Genomic DNA, 19,905 nt, shown 5'->3' with positions numbered 1-19,905 from the left:
AACGACCGCACCGGCATGTCCTGCAGAATTTGGCTTCGGCAAGAGCACCAATGCTGTTTGTGTCAGCCATATCACCTGTCAGCGATGGGACGGGACGCGACTGTTGCGGGATGCGCTATTCAGGCGACATTGATATACACACCATCGGCGGCCCGGATGGCGGGCACACATAAAAATCGGGCGAAAAGGCGGGATTATGGTTGCTCCGGCCGAGGTTGAGGTTATCCACCGTTTTGTCCGGTCTGGTGACACGGTGGTCGATGTCGGTGCGAATGTCGGGGCTTGGACGCGCGAAGTGCTCGCCGCGCAGCCTGACTGCCGCGTTTTCGCACTGGAACCGCTCGCGGCAACAGACAGCGGGCTCGTTGGGCAGTTGGCCGGGCTGGGCCCACGGGTGAGGGTCTTTCCAATCGCACTGGGAAACGCGGTCGGGACGCGGTCCTTCACCCACTACAGCACCCACTCCAGTTTCAGCGGCTTTCACCGGCGCACCCACCCGATCTTCGACGACATCCCGGAGCCGCGCCTTCTCGACATTGATGTCACCACCCTCGACCGGTTTTGTGACACTCAAGGGGTGCGCCATGTCAACTTCCTGAAGATCGATGTGGAGGGGGCGGAGCTTGAGGTTCTGCTCGGTGCCCGCCGTCTGCTCCGGCACGGCCGCGCTGACATCATCCAGTTTGAGTATGGGGGAACCTACACCGACGCTGGCACCCGGCTGGAAACAGTGTTCTCGCTGTTGACCTCCGAAGACTACCGACTGTTCAAGCTGGGACAGCCCTTCGACCAGCCTCTGACCTGGTCGCCGGCGCTCGAGGACTTCACGTACGCGAATTTCCTCGCCATCCACGGGCGGCTCACAGACTTTCTGTTCGCCCACCCACCCCGCATGCTGGATCTGGCAACGCTGCTGCCTGCCCACGGCATCCGCCCGCGCGGTGTCGTCCATGTCGGTGCTCATGAGGGCCGTGAAGCGAACGCTTACCGCGCGATGGGAGCAAGCCCGATCCTGTTCGTTGAGGCGAATCCTGAGTTGTCCGGCACGCTGGCGCACCGCTTTGCCGGCGCCGACGACGTGTTCATCGCGGCTTGCGCGGCGGGCGAGGCACCGGGACGGGCTGTGCTCCACCTCACCTCCAGCGACCAGAGCAGTTCACTCTTGCCGCTCGGCCTACACAGCCGCATCTACCCATCCATCACGGAAGTCGGCCAAGTCGAGGTGACCGTCCGGCCGCTCGACGAGATCGTGGCGCGGAGCGGGCGGACCGTTGCCGACTTCAACCTCCTTAACATGGACATCCAAGGGGCAGAACTGCTGGCGCTGCGGGGGGCGTCACAGCTCCTTCAGCACATCGAAGCGATCAATTTGGAGGTCAATTTCGCCGAGCTGTACCAGGGCTGCGCCCAGATCGAGGACATCGAGGCGCATCTCACTGCAGCCGGGTTCCGGCGCGTCGCCATGACCTGTCCCTATCACCCGAGCTGGGGCGACGCGCTCTACGTTCGGATTGCAACACCCGCTGACGCCCCCAAGCGATGATTTTGGACTGACAGGCATCCGGGGGCAACGCTACAGTCGCCCATCAGCCGCGATCGCGAGCATCGGCGGGCCTACGTTGCGGCATACTGGAGCATGACGGTGACGATGAGCGCACTCACCAGCGAGCAGATTGAAGCGTGGCGGCACCGGATCCGCAGCACGACCTTCGCCAACCACCACTATGAAATGGGCGTGGCGCTGTTGCGTTCGGGCGAGACGGACCATGCCGCTGCCGCGTTTCGCCGGGCACTGGACACCCAAGCGGATCTCCATGCCGCCGCCTTTGAGCTGGAGGAGTTGCTGACCAAGCTGGGGCGCACGGACGAGGCACGGACCGTCAGCGACGCAGCCCGCAGGGTAGAGCCGGACTACCGCGTCATCGGGGCCTGCCGGCGCATCGCGACTCTCCTCGACGAGGAGCGGTTTGAAGAGGCGGGGAGCGCTCTCAACGGGCTGACGGGGGCGGACCGCACCCATCCCGCCCTCATGCTCGCTCAGGCAATCCTTTTGCTGCATGCGGATCAAGTCGTCGAAGCCGGTGGTCTTCTGGAGGGGCTGTCCACCAATCGGGTGCCTCATGCCGATGTTTTTGTCAAAGCGTTGGGTGCCGTCGCACGCATTTTGAACCAGCGGGCACAGGATACGGACGCTGCCCGCATCCTCGATATCCTGCTTGCCCTCGCGCCCGATGACGAGCAGGGGCGGCTCCACCGGGCCAGACTCGCGCAGGCCCAAGGCGACCATGATCGCGTCCTTGACCTCATGGAACCGCTGGAGCTGTTCTCCTCACCGATCATCGCCCACCAGTATCGGTTCCTGGCGCTTCTTGGGCTCGGCCGCGTGGGGGAGGCGCACCAAGCGTTGGGGGCAGCCGAATGCCTTGCCTCTGGGCATGGTGTCCTGCTGGCGTTCCGCGCCTTGGCGGAGTTGGCGCAAGGCCACGTCGCCGAGGCCGAGGCTGCCGCGACGGCAGCGCGCAAGGCGATGGATGGCAATATGTGGGTTCAGGTCGCCAGTGCCCTGGTCGATCTGGCGCAGGGGCGGATCGCTGAGGCCGACAAACAGATCGCGGGCGTTGCCGAGGGCGACAGCAACGCACTCCACGCGCTGCTCGCCCGCATCGGGCGGCTTGCGGAGCCGGTGCGGGCCCGGCTCGCGGCACTCCAGACCCCAAACACGTGACGGAGGCCACAGATCCAGACGGCTCGACCGACGCCTTGGACCGACTGTATGGCGAGGCGGCCGCATTGGTGCGGGCCTGCCGCTACGACGAGGCCGCCGCCGCCTATCGATCCGTTCTGTCCTGGCTTTGCGACTATGACGCGCTGGTGGGCTTGGCTCGGGTTATGGAGCACCAGAACGAGCTTGACGCTGCCTCAGAGCTTTATCGGCAAGCCTCGGCGATCGTGCCGGGCATGGCTCGCCCGTTCACGCGCCGTGCCATGCTGGAGGCACGGCGTCTCTGGGGGCCGCCGCCCAGCCGCCGTATCCCGGCTTCGCCCGGCCGGCCGCGCCTGTCCATGACAACGCTCGGGCAGAATGGTCGGTTCGGCAACCAGATCTTCCAATACGGGTTCCTCCGGCTCTATGCGGACTTGCACGGGCTGGAACTGGAACTGCCGGACTGGCTCGGCCGTGACCTGTTCGGATGCGACGAGCCCTATCCAACGGTGACGCTGCCGGAGACGCACGAAAAGGCGGTCAACCTGATCGACAGCTTGCCACCAGGCTCGACCGGGCGGGTGGCCGACATCGATCTTTGGGGCTTTTGTCAGTACCCAACCGCCCGCCTAGCTCCCTGGCGCGAGCACTGGTGCGGCCAGCTTCGCTGGGCTGCACCGGTTGCCCGGCAGTTGGAGCGATGGCTCCAGCCGCTCGAACTCGCCGACCGCACTCTGGTTGCGGTGCACATCCGACGTGGGGATTTTTCTGGCGAGCGATTCTGGCGGTCGCCCACTGACTGGTACCTGTCCTGGCTGCGCGCGCTCTGGCCCAACCTGCGCCGCCCGCTGCTCTATGTCGCCTCTGATGACCCGAGTGTTGTCGAAGATTTCCGGGCGTTCCGGCCAGTGACCGTGGCTGACGCCGGCCAGCTGCCGGGCGCGATGGCGTTCCTGGCTGATTTCGAGCTCTTGCGGCGCGCTGAGTTCCTGGCGATTTCCAACAGTTCCTTCTCGGTTGCCGCAGCCATGCTCAGTGAGGACGGCCGCGACTTCTTGCGGCCGGTGCGTGCACACGACCGGCTGGAGCGGTTTGATCCCTGGAATACAGCGGTCCTGCTATGATCGGCGTGGAAGGTGGCGGGTGAACATCACCTTGGTCAGCACATTCGACCTGAACGGTGGGGCCGCACAGGCCGCGCATCGGCTGCACCGCGCCCTGCGGGGGAGGGGTATCGCCAGTCAGATGCTGGTGAACCGGCGCGACAGCGACGATCCTGACGTAGTCCGTGTCGTCCCGACAAGTGCTGAGGACACTGCAATGTGGGCAGCGCGCTATGCCGCCATCCGGGCTGAAGAAGACGTTTACCCTGTGTTGAAGGCGCACCGATTTTCGCCCTTCCACGGCGAGCGGGCGCCATCGGCCGCCCAATGGCTTGACCGGCTGCAGACAGCGGACGTCATCAATCTGCATTGGGTGCGCGGTTTTGTCGATTGGGAGGCCTTCTTCCCAAGCCAGCCCGCGATCCGGCCTGTGGTCTGGACGCTGCATGACCTCAACCCCTTCACGGGTGGCTGCCACTACGCAGGCGGGTGCACAGGCTTCATCGACAGCTGCGGCCGTTGCCCGGTGTTGGATTCGGATGCGGGGGACGACCTGTCAGCACAGGTGCTGCACCGTAAGCGGGCTGTTCTGGCAAGAAGTCAGATGCCACTCCATATCGTTGCCCCCAGCCGCTGGATCGCCAAGGAGGCGCAGCGGAGCAGCCTGTTTGCCACCCAACCACTGGAGGTGATTCCAAACTCCCTCGACCTCGACCGCTTCCGCCCCTTCGACCGGGAGGCCGCGCGCGCCGAACTGGGGCTGCCCCCCGGCAGCATCATCATGTTGTTTGTTGCCCATCTGCTGGACGATCGCCGAAAGGGGCTGCACCGGCTGGCTGCAGCACTGCGGCTTCTGGGCCCGGTGCCGGGACTGGAGGTGGTGGCCGTCGGCATGGGTACACCGGCTTTCGACGCCCCGGTCCCCCTCACCGTGCGCCCGTTCCAGGCGAGCGGCGCTTGCATCGCCCATCTCTACGCCGCGGCGGATCTCGTGGTGGTGCCGAGCGATCAGGACAACCTGCCCAACACCGTGCTGGAGGCCTTGGCCTGTGGCCGTCCAGTGGTCGCCTTCCCGGTCGGCGGCGTGCCCGACATGATCTGTGACGGCGAAACCGGCCTGCTCGCCCATGGCTTCAGCGACGCTGATCTGAGCGAAGCGCTTGTCCGCGCGCTTCAGGCGCGCCCACGCTGGCCGGCGCTGGGTGAGGCCGGTCGTCGCCAAGTTGAACGCGAAAACGCGCCTGAGGTCCAGGCGCGCCGTTACATCGCCCTGTTCGAGCGAGTGATCCGCGACGCAGCAGGGTGACGGGCCTCACACGGCTGTGGCATGGTCGGGAGGATTGCAAGGCGACCGTCAGGGATGCGCCGCCGGGAATGGAAACGGGCCATGAACAACGAACAGAACGCACGCATCTTGGCGCTCGGCACGGCGTATGGCGGCCTGTCGCCGCTGTCGCTCGGTGCGTGGGATTTCCTGCTGGGCCTGCAGGACGAAGCGGGGATCGCCGGCGACGGGCTGGAAATCGGCCTTCTCTACGGGGCGGCCGCATCCAAGATTGTCGCCCACCTGCATGGGGACGAGCGCTTTTGCGGGCTCGACAAGATGCTACGCGAGGGAGAGGTAACGACCAACATCTGCACGACAACGGGGAGAAGCGCCGAGCAGTTGTCGCTCATCCAAGCCTGCTCGCGCCAAGCCCGGCGGCGCGGACAGCTCGATGCGTTTCGCGCCCGCTGCCGGTTTCTCCACATTGACGGCGAGCATTCCTACGACGCCGTACGCAATGACCTCGACCTCTGCATCGACCTCATGCACGATGGCGGGATCATTGTGCTGGACGACGTCTTGTCAGCCGAATCGGTCTGCGTGACGCATGCCCTCTTCGATCATCTCCGAGACCGGCCGCATCATCTCACCTTGTTCCTGTGCGGTGCCAACAAGGCATATTTGTGCGCCCCGGCCCGGCTGGGCTTCTACCGCAGCGCCTGTTTGGAGCGGCTGGTTCCATTTCTGGAGCGCCAGCATGAGCAATTGATCCGGCTGTGCAAGAACAGCCATGCCTGGGAGCAGAGCTATCTCAGCTTCTTGCCACGCGGCGACGGTGCACCCTTCATGGAGATCAACCTCTATCTTGACCATCCACCGGCCTGATCGGCGTCACAGACGGCCTGCTACAGCAGATTGCCAATCAGGTCAGCCAGTTCGGCAGTGCGGCTTTCCATCGAATACTCGCGCAAGCAGCGCTCCTGGCCACGCCGTGCGATGTCTTCCCGCTCTTCCGGGTGATCGAGATAGTAGCGGATTTTCTCAGCCAACTCGCCGGCTGACGCGAAGGTCTCCACCTCTCGGCCAGGAGCGAACTGCTGCGCCAGCGAGGGGTCGGCTTCCGTCAGCAGCAAGGTGCCGAGTGCGGTCGTCTCCTGCATGCGGATGTTCATTGCCCGCCCGGTGATATCGATGTGGAAGTTCAGGCCGATGCGGCTGCGGCGGAGCGCCCGGTACATCGCCATTCCCCAGAGTGCCCCGCGGTTGTGGCGTGCCAGGATCCCGTCGACGCTGCCCGACAGGTGGAAATCTGTGCGAAATCCAGAGATTGGCCGTTCGGCGGCCTCCGCCACTTGGACGAGGCCGATGGCGCGCTCCTGGTGCTCTGCACTGATCTGACCACAGAAGACGACGTCGTTGCGGCGCGGCTCGTCCGCCAGTGCTGTGGAGATCCATTTGGGAAAGCCTGGGCGGAACTGCACGGCCTGTCGGGCGCCAAGCTCCCGCGCGCGGCGCAGGCATCCCTCGTCGCCAGACAGCAGGATGTCGAAACCGCTCCAGTCCGTTCCTGGCGGGATGACAGCCTGCCGCCACGCCATGACCAACCGCGGCATCCAGGCAAGGCTGCGCAGAAAGCGCGCGTCCAGGCTGATGGGGTCGGAGATCAAAAGAACATCCGGGCGGAAGCGGTTAACACGCTCCACGCATAGCCGCATGGCTCCGGCAACGTCTATCGCCGGTTCAAGCCCTTGTTCCCGCGCCCACTGCGCCTGACCAGACACCCAATTGGCAACAACGAACTCCGTCTCGAATCCCAACGGCTGGAAATGGGGAGCGAGCACATGACCGGCGGAGAACCCGTCCGCAAGCAACCGGTCAAGCTGGCGGTCGTAAGGCAATGCCGCCACGTCCGGATTGGCGCGGTGAAAGGTGCCAAGATAGGCATCATAGTAGGTAACCAGCTGCAGCAGGCGCATGGCACCGTGTCCTTTTCAAGGAGAGCCTATTTGCACTTGATGCCGATGCGGCCTGTGTAGTCGATCCGGTTCAAGAGAATGTGCAGCCCTGTGCTTGAGAAGTATTCGTCCACCGCTTGCTTCGCGCCAGACCAATGGCCGTAGTCGTCGATGATCAGGACGCCGCCTGGGCGTAGGCGGGGAAACAGATGAACGAGTTCATGCCGGGTTGAGTCGTACCAGTCGGTATCCAGACGCAGGAGCGCGATTGTCTCTGGTGCTGCCGCCGGAAGCGTTTCCTCCACCGGCCCTGGCACGAAATGCACGCGTTCCATAGGGAAGCCGGTCGAGGCGACGGTGCGGCGCACCTCCTCCAGCGACGTTTTGCACCAGATCGAAGCGGGGTCGTTTGGATCCGCCGTGGCGAGCAGGCTGGCGGCACTCTCCCCTGTGAGGGCAATGTCCCGTTCACCAGGCTGCGTCATGCCATCGAAGGTGTCATAGAGGACAAGGTCGCGCGGCGCCGCCCCGATCAAGCGCAGGGTCTCCGCCATGATCATGACGGATCCTCCCTTCCACACGCCGCATTCGACGAAGGCCCCATCGATGCCGGCATCGGTCAGGTATCGCACGGCTTGGTACAGGGCATAAGCGCGCTCGCATGAGGTCATGGTGGCCGTGCGACAGCGCTGGTAAATGCCGGCAAAGGCCGGATCCATGTCGGGGGAAATCATATAGCAGGACTCATGTTTGGCCCATCCCCACGGGGAATGTGAGTGTTCACCTGATGGGATGCGACAAGGGTTTCCAGATGCTTAATCACGGGTTGATCTCGATGCGCTTTGCCGATCACCGCCCAAGCGCCCCGTTCTCCCCACCCCTGAGCCAATTTCGAAACGGCGCGTCTTTCCAGGCAGGCAAGGGCTTGCCTGATCATCAGACGGGCTCATACCAGCCCCCTTGCGTCCGCGGCCATGCCCATCACCGGGCGTAGAGGTCGCCCCACAGCTTGGCGTTGTCTTTTGTGATGTTGCCAAGCACGCACACCACGTCATACCAAGCAACCCAATGGTCAAGCTGAAAGCGGGGATCCTCGGCCAGTGCCAGGTTGAACTCCTCATATCCAAGATTGATCAAACGGTGCACAATCTCCATGGTGTGGGAAATATATTCTGACGTAAATTCCAGCGACAAAATGCCTGCTCGACATGAAAGGCCTTGGATTACTTCCCTCTCAAATCCTTCCACATCGATTTTGCTGTATTTCGGCTTTCCGTAAAGCGCGATCAGCTCATCCATCGTGGTGATCTCTACCTCCACCTGCTCGTCCCATTCATAGCCGGAGAAGCGACCAGCCTTCCAATGTGTGGAGAAGGTACTCAGCACCGGAGATTTTGTGCAGATGTCCAAGTTCAGTGTGCCCGGCGCCCTGCCGACCCCCTTCGGCACCACGGTGACAGAGGGGTTGCCCGAAAAGCGGGTCCGCATGCACTCGGCCAACTGCGGCTGGGGTTCCACGCAAACCAGCCTGGCGCCTTTTTGGAGGAACGGGATGGCCTTGTCACCCGCATGCGCGCCGATGTCAAAGACGAGTTCGTCCCTCTCGACGAGTTCCATGATGGTCGGTGACAGCATGGTACGCTCCCAGGCGATGCGATGTTCGTGTGTGAAGGCTTGAGCATGCGGCTCCATGTCTTAGCATCTGACCGATCCTTTCGATAGAGGTGATGTTTGCCCTCTGTTCAGGACATGTTGCAGCAGGAAAAGGTTCTCTATCGAGAGCAAGACGAAGATTTCAAGGGCTGTTTTGTCTGAAGAATGCATTAGGCAAGGTGCTTTGCTTCGCCGATACAGGTATTATAATATGGGGGCAAACTGTCGGTCTCCAGTATGGCTCCACATGACCGTCTTCACCACCATCCAACCATCTGGCTCTCTTTGGCCTCTCATTACACTATAAAGCGCCCGCATCCCCAATGGACCATCACTGAATCAGCCGGTGGGCGGCATCACGCGCTGGTGAGCCTATGACAGAGGCTCGTTGACAAGTTTGCACGAATACGCATGGATTTGCCGCGACAGCCCTCCTGGGGGTGGGCGGGCAAAAGGATGTGCGATGGGCAGGGAAACGTTTGCGGGCATGCTAGCCGAAGGCCGGGCAGCAGTCGCACGGGGAGACGAAGCGGCTGCTCAACACTGGTTCGCCCGCGCTGTGGATGCCGAACCTGACAATCCCGAAGCCCATGTTGAGTTAGGCCGCTGCCTGAACCGGCAAGGGGATCGCCTGGGCGCCGTCCGCTCCATGAGCCGGGCTGTCGCCATTGATCCCGATGCCCACGCTGCACTGAGCCGGCTACGCTGGCTGCTGCGTGACGAGAAGCTCGAAACCCCTTCGGCCCTTGCCCGTATCGAGGCCCGCGGGCTGAAGGTGGAAACCGTTCTGGACGTCGGTGCCTCGGATGGATCCTGGTCGCTGAAGGCACGGCCCTGTTGGCCCCAGGCCCGCTACCATCTGGTGGAAGCGTTTGGCCACTGGCGGGAAAAGCTGGAGACTTTGTGCGGGGCCGAGCCGCAATTCAGCCATGTCATTGCCGCCGCCGGCGCCGAGAACGGAGAGATCTGGTTCACCAATGATCCTGACGCCCCCTATGGCGGCGCAGCCAGCAGCGAGCCGGGGAAGGGGTGCTGGTCGGTGCCGCAGGTGTCGCTGGCTGGAGAGGTGGCACGGCTGAACCTGCCTGGCCCCTATCTGATCAAGCTGGATACGCACGGGTTTGAGCGGCCCATCCTGGAAGGCGCAGCTCCCATTCTGGACCAGACCAGCCTGGTGGTCATCGAGACTTACGTCTTCCACATTCATCCCGACGCCATGCTGTTTCACGAAATGTGCGCCTATATGGCCGAACGGGGATTCCGGGTCATCGACATGTCGGAGCCTCTCTGGCGCGACCATGACCAGGCGCTGTGGCAGGTCGACCTGTTCTTCGTCCGCGCGGACCGGCCGGAGTTCAGCCATAACGGCTACAGTTGATCCATGACCACCCGCCGGACGGGGCCGCGTCTGGCCCTGTTGAACCCCATTGATCCGAGTCACCCCATCGCAGAGCGCGAGTTGGCCCTGCGCATGGCCCAGGCCATCGAACGCATGGGGTGGGAGGCCGCCATCCTCAGCCGCTCCTCTCAGCTCGAGGCCATGGATCCAGATGGGGTGCTGTGCCTGCATCCGCAGATCACGGCCAAGCTAACCCGTCATCCGTGGCTGGCCTGCTACTGGAATCCTCCCTCCTTGCTGATGGGGGTCAGCAACACAGCCCGTGTCCATGGCGAGGCGTTCGAGTTGACCTATGACGCCTATCTTGTTTCCGGCTCCAAGCTGGAGGCCCATCTGGCCGGGCTGATGGCGGAACTGGAGCGTGATCCACCCTACCTGCCCTTCCATGTCAGCTCGCCCCATTCCGCCCTGACACCCAACCTGGGGCCACACAGCCGCTTGTTCTATGTCGGCTCCAACTGGGACGGGAAGCGCTATCCCACCTTGCTGCGCCACCTAGCCGAAGCGGGCGTCCTTGCCCTGCATGGCACGCAGGCGCGCTGGTCGCACCTGCCCGAGGCCTACCAGGGCTCCTTGCCCTTCGATGGGCAGTCGGTGATCAAGACCGCCCATCACTGGGGGATGGGACTGTGTCTGCATCTGCCCCAGCACCGGGCCTATGGCGTGCCCAACATGCGGGTGTTTGAACTGGCTGCCGCTGGTGCCGTCATCATCGCCGACCGCCATCCTTTTATTGAGCACTGGTTCGCCGACAGCGTGCTGTATGTCGATACCAGCGGGGGAGAGGAGGAGACCGCCGCCCGCATCCTGGAGCGTGTCGCCTGGATCCATGCCCATCCGGCCGAGGCCCGAGCCATGGCCGTCACCGCGCAATCCATCTTCAACCGCCATCTCTGCCTGGAGAGGCTTCTGGAGCCGCTACCCGGTCTGTTGGCCGATCTGGCGCGCCGCCAGTCCCGTCCTCGATCCCGCCCCGTCCATGTGGGGGTTCTGCTGCCCGGTGCCGGCGACTTGGCAGGGCGCCTGGAGAGGCTGGCTCGACAAAAAGACGAAGGCGGCCTGTCCTTAACCGCCCTGATCCCGGATGCTCTGCTTTGTGCAGGTAACGCGCAGCTTGTGCCGGCATCGGCGGGGCTGGCAATCCGTCCGCTGGCGGAACCTGCCGGACTGAAGGCCCTGCAGGCGGCGCTGAGCGGGATCGACGCCCTGACCATTCTACCGGAAGGCATTGAGTGGCATCAGTGGCACTTGGCCGGGCTTGCCGCTGCGGCGGAGCCAAGTGGGGCCGCCATCGCTGCCGGCCTTTGGCCTATCCTTGATGAGTTGACGGGCTTTCCCATCGATCCGGCCGAGACGCTGGCCCTGCCCCCGCCCGAGGACAAGCGGCTGCCCGAAGGGCGGCGGCTGGCCCGCGCTTGGCTGCGGGCCGGTGGGTTCTATTGCCGGACGGACCGGTTGGACGGGCTGGCGGTGGAGGGCGACGACTGGCTCACGTTGGCACTCACCCTGCCCCCAGCTCTGGCCGAAGCCGGCGGGTTGTCCCTGCTGCCTGTGCCAAGCCTGACCCTGCTCCGCCTGCCCGATCCCGCCCTCACCCCGATGCTGCGCCCTTGGCCCGGCGCACAGGGAATGGAGCGCCACGAGCAGCCGCCTCGGCTGGCGGGGATCAACGACCTCGACCCAGATCTGGCCGCCAGCGTCCCCTTCCTCTGGCGCCCCGATGATTTCGAGCGGTTGCCGGCGGGTCCCCTCTGGCTTTACGGCGCGGGGCAGGGGGGTGAACTGGTGCATGATGGGCTGCCCGAGGCGGCCCGTGCCCGGTTGCGGGGATTTCTGGACAGCCGTCGGCAGGGGGAGATGCTGGGCCTGCCCCTGCTGCGTCCTGGCGACCTGCCCCCGGCCGAGATGGCGGCGGCCACCATCATCATCGCTGCGCAATATGTGTCCGATATTTTGCTGACCTTGCGGCGTGGGTCCGTAGCCCCAGCCCATATCCTAAACGCCTATCCCTATATCGCAGCCTGCCAAGAATTGCAGGCCACACAACAGACAAGCAAATGCCCTCGCTCCGAGCCCAACCTTGGCTCGAATTGAGTTGATTGATCGGTTCAAGCAAAATTGCCTGAACTGTAAATCACAGGGGAGAACCAAGAGATGAGAGTCCGTCAAGTGTTTCAATGAGCATCTGACAGTCTCTCACCAACGGGTTGGAGAAAACACTTTGACCGGGACGGCTTCCAAATCCGGTCGCCCCAGGGCGATCAATCTTAGGGTCTGCCCGGCTGCGGCAAACTGGTCATGCATCAAGGACGCTAAGCGATCCACATAGCCCAGCGTGACCAATGCGACGGGAATAGGGCCGACCTCGGGCAGGCGCTCAAAGGGCAAGACCGGGACGCCGTGGTAGGGCGACTGTGGGACCAAATGCGGCATCAGATCGGCATAGGCGACCAGTTCCACCCCCGCCTCCCGGGCAATATGAATGAACTCGGGGCCCATTCCGCCATCGCCGCCCACCGCCGCGACACTCACCCGCGCCATCCCACGGCGCCGGATCTCCGCGACCAAGGCGCGGCAGACAGCACCATGGCCTGCCTCAAGGGCCATAGCCTCGGCCGGACGCCAGAAGATGCCGGGATCCCGCAACGTCAACGCCCCTTGCGGCCAAGGCGTTGTCAGCGGCCGCAGCCCCAGCGCCATGCTCATCAGCGGTGCCGATGCCGCCGCGGTCAATCCTTCGATCCCAGCAAGGGCGGTCTCATCACAGAGTCCGCGCTCCAGGCCGGTTCCATCGTTGTAATCATAACGTAAGGCGCCAAGGCGTCGGGCTTCCTCTCCCGTCGGCATCAGGAGGGCACAAGTCAAAGGGAAAAGGGCTTCCTCTCCCGTCGGCAGACAAGTGTCGCCTTTCGACGGACAGCCTGCCCGCAGCATGTCTGCGTACCGGCGGATCCCCGCCTGCAACAAGCGCAAGGCATGGGCCTCTTCGCCATGTGCCGGGGCTTCACCGACTTCCGGGACCCCGTGGCCTGCCTCATCCCATCGATAGCCAAGAGTCGTGCCGCACAGCCCGGTCAAAGCGCGCTCTAGGATTTGTGGGCTACGGTAGAGGATGCGGCCAAATCCCATCGCCCTATCGGTTTCCCCGCAAAAGACGCTGGCGCGGACACCGGACCCGAGCGGTCCTGCCAAATCTGGCACCCCATAGCAAAGATAGACATGCGCGCGCCCGCGACCGTCCGGCAACAGGTCGACAATGATCGTGGGCGTGCTGCCCCGCGCTCCCAGATCGACCAGCGCCACCTGCCCATCGGCGCCCAGCCGGCCGATCAGGTAGTCTTTGACAAGGGCCTGCGTCTCCGCCGCCCGCTCGGCCGCGCCACGGCGCAGATCAGGATCATCAAACAAGGCCAGGACCGTAGCAAGCGCGGCACCGCCAGACGGCAAGACCTGTCCCGCCAGTCTTTCCAAGGTCAGGCCGGCCAGTTCTGTCAATTCCGGGGGAACCTCTCCTCCGGCCTGTCGCAACAAGGCATCCCAGTGCAGATGCGGACGAGCCGTCAGAATAGAGCGGGCCGATGCTCCGTCCAGTTCGGCAAGTCCCAACGGAGCCAAAGCCTGCCGCGACGCGAACAGGGGCTCTACCCGAATCGCATAACCGCGATGGCGAATCCAATCCCGCATCAAGGGGGCGAACAGATCGGCCTCACGCATCAGGGGGGCGATCAGACCAATGTCACGCGTCTTGCAATCCTCGACCACCCAACGGCAATACTCGACCACAGCCGGACCGAGAATGAGTGATCCGAATTCAAGCCAGAACGCGTCGTCCGGCTCATCGTCCCGCCCCGCCAGCGCCGCCAAGCGGCGCGGAAAGGGTGACGCCAAGTCGGTGCTGCCCATCACCATCCGTTCTCGTTCTCGCATCCGGGCCAAACCGGAAGGAGGCACATAGTGCAAAGCTCGCAGGCCGGCAGCGCGGGCCATGGCAACATCGCCGACCGGATCATCGCCCACATGCAAGATGGCGTCGGCAGACAGCCCCGGGTAATCGTCCAGCAGCCGCCGGAACAGTCCACCATCCCGCTTGGAACACCCATGGGCGCAGGATACGTAGAGGTCCTGGTACAGATCATTCCCGATCCCGGCCTGTGCCAGGAGACCGCGGATGACATCGGGTGGAAGATACATATCGGATAGAAAAACCACCGGACGCCTTTGGGCTGCCAGAGCCTGCAACCCTTCCAACAGCAATGGATTGGCAAACAGGGTTTCCGCCTCCACCGTAAGCTCCAGCGCCATCAGGGCAACCGGGTCTCCGACGGCGGAATGACGGTAGATGTCGGCCAACTCCACCTCGTCCGTGCCACGGTCCTGTCGGGACGCTTGGCGAGCACGGCGCTCTGCCTCCTGCCGCGTCATGCGAAACAGGGGTGGGGTCAAGCCGGCATCGATGAGACCGGCTTGACGGGCCCGGCGACCAACCTCTTCGAACACTTTGGCCGGCGTCTCCACCCGGCGCAGCAACACCGTGTCGAAAATGTCGAGAGAAACAAGGGCTGTCGACTCGTCGAGGTTCCAGGAAAAGCGAGAGGAGGGAGGTAGAGCGCGCATCATCGCAAGGCCATGCCGTCTCACACCGCCAGCACCGGATAGCCGTCGGGCAAATCCACCACCTGCGGCTCCGGCATCGGTCCCAGCTCCGCCACCATCGCGCCCCAGGACCAGCCCACCCCGAATCCGGCCATCAGCGTCTTCACCGGCCCGGCCGCCAGCTGGGCGCCCATGCTGTGGCAGATCGCCAGCGGGATGGAGGCGGAGCTGGTGTTGCCGAAGCCCTGCATGTCGATGACGAACCTGTCGGCCGGCGCCTTCACGCGCTTGCGCAGATGCTCCAGCATGAAGGCGTTGGCCTGGTGCAGGACGAAGCGGTCGATGCCCTCGACGTCGGTGCCGGCATGCTCCATCGCCTCACGCAGCAGCGGCGGCACGGCGCGCAGCGTGAAGGAGAACACCTCCGCCCCGTTCAGGGTAAGGCGCGAGTCGCGCTCCAGCTGGGCGGCGGCCTCCTCGTCGGCGATCCGTCCGGCGGTGCCGACCGGCGGGATCAGGCAATGGCGCTTGCCGCCGGCCTTGACGAAGATGTGCGGCGCGCCGGCGCCGTCGGTGCCGATCACCACCGGAATCGGCGGGGCCGACGCGTCGACCTCCAGCGCGGTGGCCGATCCGGCATCGCCGAACAGGGGCAGGGTGGCGCGGTCTTCAGGATGCAGGTGACGGGTGGCGTTGTCGCCGCACAGGACCAATGCCCGTTTGGCCGTCGATCCGCCCAGCAGCTTCGCCGCGATCCACAGGCCGTAGACATAGCCCGAGCAGCCCAGCGGCACGTCGAAGGCCGCCGCACTGGTCGGCAGCCCCAGCCGGTGCTGCATGATGCAGGCGGTGGCCGGCAGCACGTAATCGGCGTCCTGCGAGACGAAGACCAGCACCTCCACCGTCGCCGGATCCCAGTCCAGCTGTTGCATCAGCCCTTCCGCCGCGGCAAGGCAGAGGTCGGACGCGCAATAGGGCGGCGGCAGCACGCGGCGCTCCTGGACGCCGATGGTGGCGGCCAGCTTCTTCGCCTCCTCCACCGTGAACATGCCGGGATCCTCGACGAAGGAATGGCGCTGGGGCGGCACCACCGCGCGCAGGCCGGCGATCCGGATGCCGTCGATGATGGCCTTCATGGCTGTCCTGTCCTTCGCGTGTTCGCGGCCCGGTGGGGGCCTTTTGGGAAATCGGTGGCCGGCACCATAGCGCACACCATAGCGCACAGTGGCGCCGGATTGGTTTCCGGAAGGTTGATTTCGGACAATTGCAGAAGACTGCACCTCCGGCCGGGCACCATCCGTCATCCATCGAAAAAGCCGCAGCCGGGAGCGTGTCGCGCCTGTGCTATGGTCCGCGTCCCGACACGCCACCAACCTGGATTTCCCGCCATGACAGCCGCCCACAACCCGGCCGCCTACAACCCCATGGACCTGACCGGCCGCCGCATCCTGGTGACCGGGGCGTCGGCCGGGATCGGCCGGGCGACGGCGGTGGTGCTGGCGAAGCTGGGCGCAAGGCTGGTGCTGAACGGCCGCGACGAGGAACGGCTGGCCGGGACAGCCGACAAGCTGGAGGGAGACGACCACGCCATCGCCCCCTTCGACCTGTCGGATCTGGAAGCCGTGCCGGGCTGGATGAAGGGGCTGTGCGCCGATGACGCGCCCTTCGACGGCATCGCCCATTGCGCCGGCATCCAGACGCTGCGGCCGATCCGCATCTTCTCCGCCGCCTTCTTCGACGAGGTGATGCGGGCCAACCTGGGCAGCGCCCTCGCGCTCGCCCGCGGGCTGCGGCAGAAGGGCTGCCATGCCGAGCGGGCGGCGATGGCGCTGATCTCCTCCACCGCCGCGACGGCGGCCTCGCCGGGCAACGTCGTCTATGCCGCCAGCAAGGGCGGCATCATCGCCGCCACCAAGGGGCTGGCGGTGGAGCTGCTGAGCGACGGCATCCGCGTCAACTGCGTCGTCCCCTCCATCGTCGAAACCGAGCTGATCGAGCGCGGCAAGCAGAAGCTGACCGCCGAGCAGTACGAGCATCTGCGCACGCTGCAGCCTCTCGGCTTCGGCCATCCCGACGACATCGCCCACATGATCGCCTATCTGCTCGCCGACACCAGCCGCTGGATGACCGGGTCCATCGTCACGGTGGACGGCGGCCGCACCGCCTGAGGCCCGCGATGCGCCATCCCAATCGGACGGGATCGGGAGCCCTGGCATGAGCGGCTCCCTGACCTTCATCGAGCCGACGGAGGAACACGCCCAACTGCTGCTCGACTGGCGCACCCGGCCCGACATCGCCGGCCAGATGCTGAGCGCCGTGGCTTACGACGTCGAGCGGCAGAAGGCGTGGCTACGGCGCTGCGCGGAGCGCGACGATTATGTCCACCGCATCCTCTGCGTCGACGGCGTGCCGGCCGGCCATGTCTCCATCACCATCACCGAGCCGGAATGGCGGATCGCCACCTTCGGCGTGCTGATGGGCGAGCGGGCCGGGCGGATGGGCGCGGCCCCGCTGAACTTCGCCTACATGCTGAACCACGTCTTCTTCACGATGGGGCTGCGCAAGGTGGTGAACCACATCCTGGGCACCAACAGCCCCCGCCTGCTGAAGGGCCAGCCGATGATCGGCTACCGCCCGGTCGGCGTGCTGAAGCGCCAGGTGGTGAAGGACGGGCAGGAGATCGACCTGCACATCTTCGAAATGCTGGCCGAGGACTGGCTGGCGGTGCGCGACCGGTTCGGGGTCTACCGGGACATGGACGGGCGGGAGTGGCGATAGGGGGCTTGATGCCCTCTGCGCAAGGAGGCCGACAAGCAGAATCCCGCTTCGTCCGCGATCCCGCCGGCCGCGAAGCAGCCGTAACGCCACTACACCCCCATCATCCCCCGCCATACCGCGTGGAACTGCTGGATGCGCTCCTCGTTCAGGCCGAGCAGGGCGGGGCGTTCCGTCTGGCGGCAGCCGCGGAAGGCCAGTTCCGAGGCCTCCTGGTCCTCGCGCAGCAGGGCGACGTTGAGGTCGCGCGCGCCCTCCTCGATCAGGCGGCGGGCGGCGGGGCCGCCCCTGCCAGCTTTGCCATCGGCATCGCCGTCCGGATCGGCCAGGAACAGCCGGAGGTTCAACGCGCAGCGGTCGGGGCCAAGCGGGTCATAGGTCTGGACGCTCATCACCGCGCCGCGGGTGAAGCCGATCTCCAGGTTGGGGAAGATGTGCAGGTGGTCGTACTCGCGCAAAGCCGTGCTGGGGCGGAAGCCCAGCCGCTCCGACACGCCGTCCCACCAGCGCGCGCTCTTGTCCGACACGCCGGTCACGCCGCGGGAATGGGCGCCGTCGTAATCGCAGCGCCAGTCGCCCTTCACCAGCTTGCGGAAGGTGGTGGGGTGGGTGAGGTCGGCGTGGTAGACCTCCAGCACGCTCTCCACCCCCATCTTCCAGTTGGCGGCCCACTCCACCGACCGCTCGTCGAAGGGGCGGACGAAGATTTCCGAGGCATGGCGCAGCACGTCGCCGTAGACGCCCAGCCAGTCGTCGAGATCCGGCCCCTCCGCCGCCACCCGCAGGAAGACGAAGCGGCCGCACACCCCCACCGCCACCGGCGTCAGGGCCCGGCCGCAGCGGCCCTCCCGGTCCAGGCCGAAATTCGCCTCGTTGCCGGGGATGCCGTAGGGCACGCCGTCGCGGTCGAAGGTCCAGCCGTGATAGCCGCAGCGCAGCATGCCGTTGCCGCGCGGCGCCCGGTGGATCAGGGCGAAGCGGTGGGTGCAGACATTGCGGAAGCCCCGCAGCTCCCCGTCGAAATTCTGCACCAGCACGTCCAGCCCGCCGATGCGCCGGGTGAGATAGTCGTTGGGCCGGGCGAGGTCGTCGGTGAAGCCGGCGAAGATCCAGCAGCGGCGGAAGACCCGCTCCTCCTCCGCCCGGAGGATCTCCGGGTCGTGATAGGCGGCGGGCGGGATGCCGGGAACGGCTTTCGCCGGAGCGAAGGGCGGGGACTTTTCCATGGGGCCGAAGGGTAGCCCGCTCCCCGCCGCCCGGTCCATGGTGCAGCGGGTCGCAGGGCTCAAGCACCGTCAGGGCCGGAACAGCGTCGCCTCGATCCCGCGCAAGCCGGTGGCATCGCAGATGTAATAGGCGACCATGACGCGCCCGTCCGGCAGCACCGCCGCCCAGGGATAGCCCAGGTCCGGCGCCGGCCCGTCGTCGCGCAGAACCATCTCCGGCACCTCGTCCGGCTGCTGGCGGCGGGGATCGTAGATGCGGGCGCGCACGCCGTAGGGCGCATGGCGGTAGCCGCCGACCAGCAGCAGCCGGCCGTCCGGCAGCGGGCAGGGATCATAGGGATGGCCGACCACCGCATGGCGCCGCCATGGTTCCCAGCTGTGGCCGAGATCGGTCGAGCGCGAGGTCGCCAGATGGTCGTCCAGCCCGGTGGTGCGGTGGAAGGCGTGCAGCACGCCGTCGGCGTCCAGATGCAGCGCCGTCTCGCAGAATCCGGCCCTGGCCTCGGGATCGATGGCGATGATCGCCCGGTGCGCCCAGCTCTCCCCCCGGTCGGTGGAGGCGAAGAGATGGCTGGCATAGGTGCCGGTGGAGGGGTGGTGGGTGTAGCCGGTCTGCAGGATGGTGCCGTCCGGCGCCTCCACCGCCCGGCCGCGCACCGCCCCGCCGTGGAAGGGCCGCTGGCCCGGCACGATGTCGGGATGGCCGGGCAGGGGGGGAAGGTCGCGGTGCGGGGTCCAGCTGCGCCCGTCATCGTCGCTGTGCCGGCTGTAGCCGCCCCAGAACAGGTAGAGGTCTCCAGTCTTCAGCGGGCTTCCCGCCAGCCCGAATCCCAGCGCGCGCAGCGCCTCGCCGTCGGCCGCCGGCACAGGGTACCAGCGGAATCCGGTCAGCAGGATGCGGCCGTCGCGCAAGCTGAGCAGGCTGGCGTCCTGGTCGGCCGCCTGCGGGTCGGGGGGCAGGGCGGTTGCCTCCCCCAGCGGTTCCGCATCGGGGCCGAGCCGCAGCAGGACGGTCTGGGAGCGGGAATCGAGATGGTCGACATGATTGAACCCGGTCTCTCCCGCCCGGTACGCCGCCCCGCGCAGCCAGCGATGGTCGCGCGCGCGCCGGAAGGCCAGCAGCACCGAACCGTCCCGCCCTGCGGTCAGCGACGGGAAGGACGCATAGAAACGCGGGTCGCGGTACAGAACGCGATGTTCGACGCCGGTCATGGCCATCGGCCTCCCTTC

General features: G+C 65.6%; 16 protein-coding genes. 9 read left to right on the top strand and 7 right to left on the bottom strand.

All coding sequences use genetic code 11. From position 1 onward, the window contains the following. Nucleotides 1-196: 196 nt before the first annotated feature. From DM194_RS27565 to DM194_RS27545, 5 genes are all read left to right on the top strand, one after another. Nucleotides 197-1,543: an FkbM family methyltransferase gene (locus DM194_RS27565; protein ID WP_111070811.1), complete on the top strand. Its 1,347-nt coding sequence runs from the start codon at nt 197-199 to the stop codon at nt 1,541-1,543. A 93-nt stretch (nt 1,544-1,636) separates the two neighbouring features. After that, nucleotides 1,637-2,725: a tetratricopeptide repeat protein gene (locus DM194_RS27560; protein WP_111070810.1), complete on the top strand. Its 1,089-nt coding sequence runs from the start codon at nt 1,637-1,639 to the stop codon at nt 2,723-2,725. Further along, nucleotides 2,722-3,828, top strand: a complete 1,107-nt coding sequence (locus DM194_RS27555) for a hypothetical protein (protein WP_111070809.1) — start codon at nt 2,722-2,724, stop codon at nt 3,826-3,828. The genes DM194_RS27560 and DM194_RS27555 overlap by 4 nt, the downstream gene beginning before the upstream one ends. Nucleotides 3,829-3,847: 19 nt before the next feature. Beyond that, nucleotides 3,848-5,113 (top strand): glycosyltransferase, encoded by a 1,266-nt coding sequence (locus tag DM194_RS27550; RefSeq protein WP_162630205.1) that lies wholly within the window; start codon nt 3,848-3,850, stop codon nt 5,111-5,113. An 81-nt stretch (nt 5,114-5,194) separates the two neighbouring features. After that, the gene (locus DM194_RS27545) at nt 5,195-5,959 is read left to right on the top strand and encodes a class I SAM-dependent methyltransferase (RefSeq protein WP_162630204.1); all 765 of its coding nucleotides are present in this window, start codon (nt 5,195-5,197) and stop codon (nt 5,957-5,959) included. Nucleotides 5,960-5,979: 20 nt separating this feature from the next. Here the strand turns inward: DM194_RS27545 and DM194_RS27540 are convergent, their stop codons facing one another. The 3 genes from DM194_RS27540 to DM194_RS27530 all read right to left on the bottom strand — a co-directional run bounded on the left by DM194_RS27540 (nt 5,980) and on the right by DM194_RS27530 (nt 8,664). Then, complete coding sequence (locus tag DM194_RS27540) at nt 5,980-7,050, bottom strand: glycosyltransferase family protein (protein WP_111070806.1); 1,071 nt, start codon at nt 7,048-7,050, stop codon at nt 5,980-5,982. A 26-nt stretch (nt 7,051-7,076) separates the two neighbouring features. After that, nucleotides 7,077-7,763, bottom strand: a complete 687-nt coding sequence (locus tag DM194_RS27535; RefSeq protein WP_111070805.1) for a TylF/MycF/NovP-related O-methyltransferase — start codon at nt 7,761-7,763, stop codon at nt 7,077-7,079. Nucleotides 7,764-8,010: 247 nt separating this feature from the next. Continuing rightward, nucleotides 8,011-8,664, bottom strand: a complete 654-nt coding sequence (locus tag DM194_RS27530) for an FkbM family methyltransferase (protein ID WP_162630203.1) — start codon at nt 8,662-8,664, stop codon at nt 8,011-8,013. A gap of 505 nt (nt 8,665-9,169) precedes the next feature. On the opposite strand from DM194_RS27530, the gene DM194_RS27525 reads away from it, so the two are divergent. Beyond that, complete coding sequence (locus tag DM194_RS27525; RefSeq protein WP_162630202.1) at nt 9,170-10,060, top strand: FkbM family methyltransferase; 891 nt, start codon at nt 9,170-9,172, stop codon at nt 10,058-10,060. 3 nt (nt 10,061-10,063) lie between these two features. Further along, nucleotides 10,064-12,175, top strand: a complete 2,112-nt coding sequence (locus tag DM194_RS27520) for a glycosyltransferase family protein (protein WP_111070802.1) — start codon at nt 10,064-10,066, stop codon at nt 12,173-12,175. Between the two features lie 102 nt (nt 12,176-12,277). Here DM194_RS27520 and DM194_RS27515 read toward each other — a convergent pair whose 3' ends face one another. Then, nucleotides 12,278-14,698, bottom strand: coding sequence for a hypothetical protein (locus DM194_RS27515; protein WP_111070801.1), 2,421 nt, complete (start codon nt 14,696-14,698; stop codon nt 12,278-12,280). Nucleotides 14,699-14,715: 17 nt separating this feature from the next. Next, entirely contained in the window at nt 14,716-15,810 is a 1,095-nt protein-coding gene (locus DM194_RS27510) for a 3-oxoacyl-ACP synthase III family protein (RefSeq protein ID WP_111070800.1), read from the bottom strand. Nucleotides 15,811-16,062: 252 nt separating this feature from the next. Between DM194_RS27510 and DM194_RS27505 the strand changes: the two genes are divergently transcribed. Together DM194_RS27505 and DM194_RS27500 are read left to right on the top strand one after the other, a co-directional pair. Beyond that, nucleotides 16,063-16,842 carry an SDR family NAD(P)-dependent oxidoreductase gene (locus tag DM194_RS27505; RefSeq protein ID WP_111070799.1) on the top strand — a complete coding sequence of 260 codons (780 nt, stop codon included), beginning with the start codon at nt 16,063-16,065 and terminating at the stop codon, nt 16,840-16,842. Nucleotides 16,843-16,888: 46 nt separating this feature from the next. Then, entirely contained in the window at nt 16,889-17,452 is a 564-nt protein-coding gene (locus DM194_RS27500) for a GNAT family N-acetyltransferase (RefSeq protein WP_111070798.1), read from the top strand. An 89-nt stretch (nt 17,453-17,541) separates the two neighbouring features. Here DM194_RS27500 and DM194_RS27495 read toward each other — a convergent pair whose 3' ends face one another. Both DM194_RS27495 and DM194_RS27490 read right to left on the bottom strand, forming a co-directional pair. Next, complete coding sequence (locus tag DM194_RS27495) at nt 17,542-18,675, bottom strand: aromatic ring-hydroxylating oxygenase subunit alpha (RefSeq protein WP_111070797.1); 1,134 nt, start codon at nt 18,673-18,675, stop codon at nt 17,542-17,544. Between the two features lie 69 nt (nt 18,676-18,744). Beyond that, entirely contained in the window at nt 18,745-19,887 is a 1,143-nt protein-coding gene (locus DM194_RS27490; protein WP_246024696.1) for a sialidase family protein, read from the bottom strand. Nucleotides 19,888-19,905 lie beyond the last annotated feature (18 nt).

Origin of the sequence: Azospirillum ramasamyi, from assembly GCF_003233655.1 — a bacterium.
GTDB classification, from domain to species: Bacteria; Pseudomonadota; Alphaproteobacteria; order Azospirillales; family Azospirillaceae; genus Azospirillum; species Azospirillum ramasamyi.
Note: the sequence above shows the minus strand (reverse complement) of the source record. Positions and strands in the feature narration are given on the sequence as shown.

Coding starts and splice junctions, on each gene's coding strand:
- DM194_RS27565 (WP_111070811.1), top strand. CDS start 197: ATGGTTGCTCCGGCCGAGGTTGAGGTTATCCACCGTTTTGTCCGGTCT.
- DM194_RS27560 (WP_111070810.1), top strand. CDS start 1,637: ATGACGGTGACGATGAGCGCACTCACCAGCGAGCAGATTGAAGCGTGG.
- DM194_RS27545 (WP_162630204.1), top strand. CDS start 5,195: ATGAACAACGAACAGAACGCACGCATCTTGGCGCTCGGCACGGCGTAT.
- DM194_RS27540 (WP_111070806.1), bottom strand. CDS start 7,050: ATGCGCCTGCTGCAGCTGGTTACCTACTATGATGCCTATCTTGGCACC.
- DM194_RS27535 (WP_111070805.1), bottom strand. CDS start 7,763: ATGATTTCCCCCGACATGGATCCGGCCTTTGCCGGCATTTACCAGCGC.
- DM194_RS27530 (WP_162630203.1), bottom strand. CDS start 8,664: ATGCTGTCACCGACCATCATGGAACTCGTCGAGAGGGACGAACTCGTC.
- DM194_RS27525 (WP_162630202.1), top strand. CDS start 9,170: ATGCTAGCCGAAGGCCGGGCAGCAGTCGCACGGGGAGACGAAGCGGCT.
- DM194_RS27520 (WP_111070802.1), top strand. CDS start 10,064: ATGACCACCCGCCGGACGGGGCCGCGTCTGGCCCTGTTGAACCCCATT.
- DM194_RS27515 (WP_111070801.1), bottom strand. CDS start 14,698: ATGATGCGCGCTCTACCTCCCTCCTCTCGCTTTTCCTGGAACCTCGAC.
- DM194_RS27510 (WP_111070800.1), bottom strand. CDS start 15,810: ATGAAGGCCATCATCGACGGCATCCGGATCGCCGGCCTGCGCGCGGTG.
- DM194_RS27505 (WP_111070799.1), top strand. CDS start 16,063: ATGACAGCCGCCCACAACCCGGCCGCCTACAACCCCATGGACCTGACC.
- DM194_RS27500 (WP_111070798.1), top strand. CDS start 16,889: ATGAGCGGCTCCCTGACCTTCATCGAGCCGACGGAGGAACACGCCCAA.
- DM194_RS27495 (WP_111070797.1), bottom strand. CDS start 18,675: ATGGAAAAGTCCCCGCCCTTCGCTCCGGCGAAAGCCGTTCCCGGCATC.
- DM194_RS27490 (WP_246024696.1), bottom strand. CDS start 19,887: ATGACCGGCGTCGAACATCGCGTTCTGTACCGCGACCCGCGTTTCTAT.